At 67.8% G+C, this 8,263-nt stretch carries 6 protein-coding genes and 1 pseudogene; all 7 read left to right on the top strand.

Annotated elements, in window-relative coordinates; all coding sequences use genetic code 11:
* Positions 1–307, top strand: a pseudogene (locus ACVOJ1_RS18825) (methyl-accepting chemotaxis protein); the annotation flags it as partial.
* A gap of 202 nt (positions 308–509) precedes the next feature.
* Positions 510–983: a hypothetical protein gene (locus ACVOJ1_RS18820; RefSeq protein ID WP_128990761.1), complete on the top strand. Its 474-nt coding sequence runs from the start codon at positions 510–512 to the stop codon at positions 981–983.
* A 3-nt stretch (positions 984–986) separates the two neighbouring features.
* On the top strand, positions 987–3,179 hold the full coding sequence (locus ACVOJ1_RS18815; RefSeq protein WP_346480773.1) for a methyl-accepting chemotaxis protein: 2,193 nt from the start codon (positions 987–989) through the stop codon (positions 3,177–3,179).
* A gap of 141 nt (positions 3,180–3,320) precedes the next feature.
* Positions 3,321–4,094 carry a flagellar brake protein gene (locus tag ACVOJ1_RS18810; protein ID WP_263178136.1) on the top strand — a complete coding sequence of 258 codons (774 nt, stop codon included), beginning with the start codon at positions 3,321–3,323 and terminating at the stop codon, positions 4,092–4,094.
* A gap of 137 nt (positions 4,095–4,231) precedes the next feature.
* Positions 4,232–4,723, top strand: coding sequence for a chemotaxis protein CheW (locus ACVOJ1_RS18805; RefSeq protein WP_053520422.1), 492 nt, complete (start codon positions 4,232–4,234; stop codon positions 4,721–4,723).
* 136 nt (positions 4,724–4,859) lie between these two features.
* Entirely contained in the window at positions 4,860–5,243 is a 384-nt protein-coding gene (locus ACVOJ1_RS18800) for a hypothetical protein (RefSeq protein WP_053520421.1), read from the top strand.
* 102 nt (positions 5,244–5,345) lie between these two features.
* Positions 5,346–7,721 carry a methyl-accepting chemotaxis protein gene (locus ACVOJ1_RS18795; protein ID WP_164153061.1) on the top strand — a complete coding sequence of 792 codons (2,376 nt, stop codon included), beginning with the start codon at positions 5,346–5,348 and terminating at the stop codon, positions 7,719–7,721.
* Positions 7,722–8,263 lie beyond the last annotated feature (542 nt).

The raw sequence follows: 8,263 nt of genomic DNA, 5'->3' as shown, positions 1-8,263 counted from the left end.
CGGCATCGAGCAGGTCAACCAGACCGTGGTGCAGATGGACGAGACCACCCAGCAGAACGCCGCGCTGGTGGAGGAAGCCACCGCCGCTGCACGGGCGATGGAGGAACAGGCTGTGCAGCTGGGTGAGGCCGTGGCCCGCTTCCGCCTGGAATCACAGAACGAAGCACCGCTACCGGCGGTGGTCGTGGCGGCGCAGCGCAGAACGCCAGCGGCAGCTCCAGCGGCCAGGCCGGCCCCCCAGCGCGTCGCACGCGCCGCGGCGGCGCAGCCGGCGCTGGCACTCGACGGCGACTGGCAGGAGTTCTGACCTCATCGGAACCGGGACGCGTCGGATTCCTGCACACTGGCAGGGATCCGACCCTCGACCGGCCCGGTCTGATCGCCGTGACTCCTCGCCGGTCGCCGCAACGCATCACAGTTCCAGCGTTGCCCCGGCCAACTGATTGAATTTTTCTTCAGGTTCAGCCGCCGCTCGCCGCTAACGGGACACGGTCCTACGCGAGCCAGCGATGCCAGCCAGCAACGACCCCGACCCGATACCGGTACAGCGTGGGCGAATGCTGGCCGGCGTGCTGCTGCTCGCTGCGTGGCTGGGATGGACCCTCGCCGCGCTGTGGGCGCAGGCCGATGCTTCACAGCCACCGGCCGGCCGCTGGCGCGCCGCGGACGTGCTGGCGCAGCTGTCGCCCGCCGTGCTTGCCGCCAGCCATCAGCATCCCCTGCTGCTGCGGCAGTCCATCGTGTGTGGCTGCGCACCACCGGCGCGCACACCCGACGGCATCGACCTGCGGGAGGCTCGCACGCCGCTGCCCTTCGAATGGTTGGTGCTGTACCAGCAGCGCCTTGTCTATGCCGGGCCCTCCCTTCTCGACGCGGGCTGCGGCGGCCGTCCGCTCGCAGCCGCTCCACTGGTTGCGGGGCTGCTGCGCAATGCACAGGCACCCGTGATCCTTTCCCATCATTGCCCATGCCACAAGGAGTAGCGCATGCATGCCTCCACCCGTAATACCGCCGCGCCGACCGGTCAGCCGACACCGCCTTACCTGCGCACGCTGGCCGCGGGTGCCGACCGCCTGTTCCTGCTGGTCAGTGCAGGGCTGGTCCTGGCCTCGCTGGCACTGGCCGTGCGCCATGGTCAATGGACACCGTGGCTGCTGGTCGCACTGCCCGCGCTGCTGGTCAGCGCGGTGCAGATCCACCTGCAGCCCGGCAGCCGCCTCAGCCGCTGCACGACAGCGCTGGCGTGGATGGTGCTGTCGGCCACCTTGATCCACCAGACGCACGGACAGCTGGAGACCCACTTCACGGTCATCGTGCTGATCGCACTGCTGCTGTACTACCGCGACTGGCTGCCGATCGTGGTGGCCGCCGTGGCGATCGCCGTGCATCACGTGCTGTTCTTCGCCCTGCAGACGCGCGGCCTGCCGTACCCGGTATTCGCCGCCGGCAGTGGTCTGGGCGTGCTGGTCCTGCACGCTCTGTACGTCACCATCGAGGCCGGCCTGCTGTCGGTGATGGCCGTCCAGATGCGCCGCCAGCTTCTGCTGCTCGGCCACGACCCGCAGCAACTGGCACACCTGGCACGCGGCCTGGCCGACGACCAGCCCCTGCCCGAGGCGCTGCATGCCAGCCAGTTCCCGCAGGACTCGCTGGCCGCCGCCCTGGTCCAAGCCAGCACCCGGCTGCTGCAGCGCCGCCAGCGCGAGCTGGCGGCCAGTGGCGAATCGCTGCGCATCCGCAGCGCGCTGGACGATGTCACCACCAACGTGATGATCGCCGACCGTGACCGCAACATCGTCTTCGTCAACCGTCCACTGCAGAAAATGCTGGCCGCCGCCGAAGCCGACCTGCGCCGTGACCTGCCGCAGTTCAGCGCCGCCGACCTGCTGGGCCGCAACATCGACATCTTCCACCGCAATCCGGCCCACCAGGCCACCCTGCTCGACCGCCTCACCGGCACCTACCGCACGCAGATCCGCGTCGGCGGCCGGGCCCTGCAGCTGATCGTCAATCCGATCATCGGCGACGACGAACAGCGCCAGGGATTCGTGGTGGAGTGGGCCGACCGCACAGCCGAGATCGAGGTCGAAGAAGAACTCGGCCATATCGTCGATGCCGCCGCGCAGGGCGACTTCAGCGGCCGCGTCGGCACCGCCGGCAAGGAAGGCTTCTTCCTGCAGCTGGCGGAACGCCTCAACGGCCTGCTGGATGCCAACGCACGCAGCATCGAGCAGATCTCGCAGCTGCTGTCCTCGCTCTCGCGCGGCGATCTCACCGTGCAGATGCAGGGCGACTTCCACGGCGTTTACGCCCGCATCCGCGACGATGCCAACACCACCATCGCCGAGCTGACCCGCATCGTCGGCAGCATCCAGGCAGCCTCCAGCCGCCTCACCGGCGCCGCCGCCGGACTGGCGCAGGGCAACGGCCACCTGGCCAGCCGTACCGAACAGCAGGCGGCCAGCCTGGAGGAAACCGCCGCCACCATGGAGGAGTTGACCGCGACGGTGCGCCAGAACGCGGGACATGCGCGGCAGGCCAACCAGCTGGCCACCGATGCGGCCGACATCGCCGGCGAGGGGCGCACGGTCGTCGGCCAGGTGGTCACCACCATGTCCGCCATTGAAGCCTCCTCGAAGAAGATCGCCGAGATCATCAGCGTCATCGACGGCATCGCCTTCCAGACCAACATCCTGGCCCTCAATGCCGCGGTCGAAGCCGCCCGTGCCGGTGAGCAGGGCCGCGGCTTTGCCGTGGTCGCCAGCGAAGTGCGCACCCTCGCCCAACGCTCGGCGGGTGCTGCCAAGGAGATCAAGGGCCTGATCGACGCCTCTGTCGGCAAGGTCAGCGATGGCGCCGCACTGGTGCAACAGGCCGGCAGCACCATGCAGCGGGTCGTGGCCGCGGTGCAGCAGGTGAACCAGATCATGGGCGAGATCTCCTCCGCCTCGCAGGAACAGAGCATGGGCATCGAGCAGGTGAACCAGAGCATCGCGCAGATGGACGCCAGCACCCGCCAGAACGCCACGCTGGTGGAGGCGTCCACCGCGGCCACCCACGGCATGGCCGAACAGGCACAGCTGCTGGCGGCCGCGGTAGCGCGCTTCCACCTGCACGGAGGGGACGACAATCGGGCGGTGATGCAGCGTGTGCGGCAGATCGCCGGTATCGAGGAATGATGCCTTCGGCCCATTCCTTCGATCCCGGCCCGGCCGATGGAAGGTGATGAAACTCACACTTCATAATCCGGCGCGGTGGCCGATATCCCCATCGAGCCACGCGCCGGCGCGCGCAGGCGCCCGCCCCTGACCACAGATTCCATGTCCGACGGCAACGACACAGCAGTGCACGATGTCCATGCGGCCGACGCCGCGGATGAACGCTTCCTGGTCCGTAATCCGCGCCAGCTGCGGCAGCTGCTGCGCTCGCTGATCGAGCAGCGCTCCCTGATAAACGCGCATATCGACGGCCGTGATCGCTCGTTCCCGACCGCGCTGTTGGAACTGGACGAAGACGAGGACGTGCTGCTGATCGATGGCAGCCCGCAGGAGGCGTCCAACCGGGCAGCCGAGCAGGCCGATCATGTGCTGTGTTTCGCCCAGCTTGAGCGCGTGCTGGTGCGCTTCCGTCTGCATGGGCTGCAGCGCGTGGACAACGACGGCCACGTCGCCTTCCGCGCTGCGCTGCCAGAGGAACTGATGCATCTGCAGCGGCGCGAACTGTACCGGCTGGAAACCCCCATCACCGACTCGCCCCAGCTGCTGCTGCCGGCTGCGGACGGACGCCCCGAGGCGTTGTCGATGCGCGTGGTGGACATCAGCGGCGGTGGCCTTGCCGTCGCGGTGCCCAGCGACTGCGCCGTGTTCGGCCTGCAGCAGCGCTACGCGGCGGTGCTGTCGCTGTCGGATGGGCCGGATCTGGATATCGAGCTGGTGGTCTGCAACCTGCTGCCGCAGCGCCAGCCCAACGGTACCGAAATCAAGCGCGTGGGGATGCGCTTCGACAGCCTGCCTCGCGGTGGCGACAGCGCCATCCAGCGCTACATCTTCCGGATCGACCGCCAGCGCAAGGCACGCCGGAACGGAGAGATGTAGCTGGCGCCGGCCGTGGCCTGGCGCCATCCGGTCCTCACCAGACGGGAATGTCCTGTCACGGCCCTGCCTAAAGTCCCCCCGCGCGGGGCCGATATCGAGCCTGACACCGGGACTTCCGGCAGAACCAGGACCCCTCGATGAACGACCAGACCCGCTCCGCCGCCAGCGCCGGCGGCGAATTCCTCAGCTTCACGCTCGGCGCCGAGCATTACGGCGTGGATATCCTCAAGGTGCAGGAAATCCGCGGCTACGATGCCGTCACCCGGGTGCCGGACGCACCGGATTACATCAAGGGCGTAATCAACCTGCGCGGAACCATCGTGCCGGTGATCGACCTGCGCCTGAAGCTGCGCCTGGAGAACGCGCGCTACGACGCCTTTACCGTGATGATCGTGCTCAATGTCGATGACCGCGTGGTCGGCATCGTGGTGGACAGCGTCTCGGACGTCATCCCGCTGTCGTCCGAACAGATCCGCCCGACCCCTGAGTTCGGCGCTGCGGTCGATACCCGGTTCATCTCGGGCATCGGCACCCAGGACGACCGCATGCTGATCCTGCTGGACATCGAGACCCTGCTGGACAGCGCGGACATGGGCCAGCCGGCCCTGCTCGAGGACGCCGCCGCCTGAGTCTGCGTACCGCTTCACGTTGCTGTCACGAAACCCTTCAGTTCCCTGCGGCGGTGCCGATAGGGGGACAGAGGCCGGCCGCGCGGGAACGCGTACCACCGGCAAAAAACCATCACCCTCCCGGAGAACCACCCCGATGAAGTCCCTGCTCGCGCTCGTTTCGGCTGCCGCCCTGGCCACCACCGCGTCGTCCGCCCTCGCCCAGTCCTCGGACATGATCCCGCCGGAACTGGCCCCGCGCTCGGTGGGCAAGGACGGCATGGTCTGCGGCAAGGTCGAGAAGGCCCGCTTCGCCGAAGGTTCCGAAGGCCAGCCGACGTTCCTGTACATGGGCGGCGCTTTCCCGCGCCACACCTTCTCGGCGCGCATCGCCGGTGAAAACCGCAGCAAGTTCTCGTTCCCGCTGGAAACGCTGGAAGGCAAGACCGTGTGTGTGATCGGCAAGATCCAGCGTGATGCCTCGCGCGCCGAGATCGAAGTCAGCTCGCCGGCCGGCCTGAAGCTGGCCAACATCAAGTAATCCGCTGTCCGTCGCAGTCACGCCGGTCCTGGTGCCGGCGTGGCCGCCGCCGCAACCGGGCCCGATGCCCGTGCGCGTCTGCCTTAGGAGATCGCAACGCCCATGCCTTGGATCAACAACCTGAAACTGATGCCGAAGCTGATGGTGACCTTCGGCGTCATCCTGCTGGTGATGCTGCTGCAGGGCATCGTCGCCTATCGTGGCCTGCATTCGCTGAACAACGTCACCACCGAGTTGGCCGGATCGCGCATGGAAAGCATCCGCCTGGCCGGCGAGATGCGCGGCATGCTCGGCGAGTACCGCAACAGTGCCTACCAGCAGCTGATCCGTGCCAGCGATGACGTCAAGGCCGACGCGCGCAAGCAGGCTGCCGCGCTGCGTACCAGCATGGACAGTTCCATCAAGGACTATCCGAAGCTGGTGGACAACGCCCAGCAGAAGAAGCTGTTCGACACCTTCGCCAAGGACTGGAAGGACGCACTGGCCTCCTACGACAGCGTCACCGAGATGCTGGAACTGGACCTGCCGGACGACGCCATCGATACCTTCGTCGGCGAGACCCGCACCAAGCACCGCAAGGCCGCCGCGGCGCTGGAAGCCCTGATTGCCGAAGACAACCGCCTCGCACGCGCCTCGCGCGAACAGGCCGAATCCACCTATGCCGCTTCGTCCGTCCTGACCGTGATCGCCCTGCTGGGTGGCGCCGCGCTCGGCCTGGTGCTGGTGTGGCTGTTCGCCCGCGCCCTCGTCGGCAGCGTGCGTGGTGCCGTCTCGGTGGCCAATGATGTCGCCGGCGGCAAGCTCGACGGTCACATCGATGTCAGCCGCCAGGATGAAGTGGGCGAACTGATGCAGGCCATGCAGCGCATGCAGCGTGATCTGCGTGAGCGCATCGAGACCGACCAGGCCATCGCCCGTGAGAACCTGCGCATCCGGACCGCGCTGGATTACAGTTCGACCGGCGTCTACCTGACCGATGCCAACAACACCATCGTCTACAGCAACCGTGCCCTGCAGCAGACGTTGAGCCAGTACCAGGACGATGTGCGCCGCGACCTGCCTGACTTCGATGCGCAGGACTCGCTGATCGGCAAGCCGGTCACGGTGCTGGAACACCGTGGCGAGATGGACCCGTCCCTGCTGGCGAACCTCAAGCAGCACGGCGTGGCCCGCCGCCCGATGCAGTACGGCGATGCCCAGTTCGCCCAGGTCGTGTCGACCATCCGCAACGAGGACGGCGACACCGTCGGCTGCGTGGTGGAATGGCGTGACCGTACCCAGGAAGCGCAGGTCGAGGCCGAAGTGGCCCGGGTGATCGCCCGCGCCGCCGCCGGCGACCTGTCCGGCCGGATCGAAACCAGCGACAAGGAAGGCTTCTTCCTGCAGCTGGCCCAGCAGATCAACGGCCTGCTCGACGCCAACGCCGGCAGCATCGAACAGATTTCCGGCCTGCTCGCCGCGCTGTCGCAGGGTGACCTCACCGTGCGCATGCATGGCGACTACCAGGGCGTATTCGCACGCATGCGTGACGATGCCAATGCCACTGCCGCGCAGCTGAGCGAGATCGTCACCCGCATCAAGCAGTCCAGCCGGGCAATCAGTACTGCCGCCGGCGAGATCGCCTCCGGCAACAACGACCTGTCGCGCCGTACCGAACAGCAGGCCGCCAACCTGGAAGAAACTGCCGCCTCGATGGAGGAGCTGACCTCCACCGTGCGCCAGAACGCCGAGCACGCCCGCCAGGCCAACCAGCTCGCCATCGGTGCCCATGGCGTCGCCTCCCAGGGCGGCGAAGTGGTCGGCCAGGTGGTCACCACCATGTCCGCCATCGAAGCTTCCTCGAAGAAGATCGCCGAGATCATCAGCGTCATCGACGGCATCGCCTTCCAGACCAACATCCTGGCCCTCAACGCCGCGGTCGAGGCCGCCCGTGCCGGTGAACAGGGCCGCGGCTTTGCGGTGGTCGCCAGCGAAGTGCGCACCCTCGCCCAGCGTTCGGCCGCTGCCGCCAAGGAGATCAAGGGCCTGATCGACGACTCGGTGGGCAAGGTCGCCGATGGTTCTGCGCTGGTGCACAAGGCCGGGGCCACCATGGGCGAGATCGTCGCCTCGGTGCAGCGCGTAACCGACATCATGGCCGAGATTTCCGCGGCCTCGCAGGAACAGAGCGCCGGCATCGAGCAGGTCAACCAGACCGTGGTGCAGATGGACGAGACCACCCAGCAGAATGCCGCGCTGGTGGAGGAAGCCACCGCCGCTGCGCGGGCCATGGAGGAACAGGCAGGCCATCTGAGTGAAGCGGTGTCCATCTTCGTGCTCGATGAAGCCGAAACCGTGGTCGCGCCCCGCGTCGCCGCCCCCGCCCCGCGCACCGCTGCACCCGCCGCCCCGGCGCCGGCTGCACCGCCGGCCCGCCGCAGCAGCGGCGGTCGCCCGATGGCCGCGGAACTGGCCGACGGAGACTGGCAGGAGTTCTGATTCCTGCCTGACCTGACGCACGACAACGCCCTGGCCCTGCGCCGGGGCGTTTTCGTTTAAGGGGCATCTGATTGTCCAGCCAACGGCGAAGCCCCTCGGAGTGGCCGCGGAGAGCTGCGGATTTCCTTCGTTTGGGCCAGGAGGGTGGGTCGCGCAGGGGACGCCGTGAATACGTCCCTGTAGGCTCGGGCGCGCCATCCATGGCGCTTACGCCCCTGCGCAGCCCACCCACCCGGCCACGGACAGGTTCCTGCGGCTGCCAGCCACGAAAGACAGAACAAAATCAAAGGCAAGAGCCGGTCGCTTCGCTCTTCACTGCCCGATTCCCTAGTTTTACTGGTTGCCGGCCAGCGGCCGGCACTGCCGTGAAGCATCCGCGAGCAAGCGCATGGTTCCGGGATTCGGGCGGAACGCGCTGGCGCGCGGTCGGCGGCCAACGGCGGAGCCCCCTCGTGGCTGGGGGGGTGGTCGCTTACAGCGGTTTTCTGGGGGTTGGCCGGGTGGGTGGGGTCAGGCGGGGACGCCGTGAACCCGTCCCTGGG

It is taken from the genome of Stenotrophomonas sp. STEN225 (assembly GCF_056756445.1).
Note: the sequence above shows the minus strand (reverse complement) of the source record. Positions and strands in the feature narration are given on the sequence as shown.

What these genes read in the sequence shown, in the direction of transcription:
- ACVOJ1_RS18820 (WP_128990761.1), top strand. Translation starts at nt 510, where the DNA reads ATGCCAGCCAGCAACGACCCCGACCCGATACCGGTACAGCGTGGGCGA.
- ACVOJ1_RS18815 (WP_346480773.1), top strand. Translation starts at nt 987, where the DNA reads ATGCATGCCTCCACCCGTAATACCGCCGCGCCGACCGGTCAGCCGACA.
- ACVOJ1_RS18810 (WP_263178136.1), top strand. Translation starts at nt 3,321, where the DNA reads ATGTCCGACGGCAACGACACAGCAGTGCACGATGTCCATGCGGCCGAC.
- ACVOJ1_RS18805 (WP_053520422.1), top strand. Translation starts at nt 4,232, where the DNA reads ATGAACGACCAGACCCGCTCCGCCGCCAGCGCCGGCGGCGAATTCCTC.
- ACVOJ1_RS18800 (WP_053520421.1), top strand. Translation starts at nt 4,860, where the DNA reads ATGAAGTCCCTGCTCGCGCTCGTTTCGGCTGCCGCCCTGGCCACCACC.
- ACVOJ1_RS18795 (WP_164153061.1), top strand. Translation starts at nt 5,346, where the DNA reads ATGCCTTGGATCAACAACCTGAAACTGATGCCGAAGCTGATGGTGACC.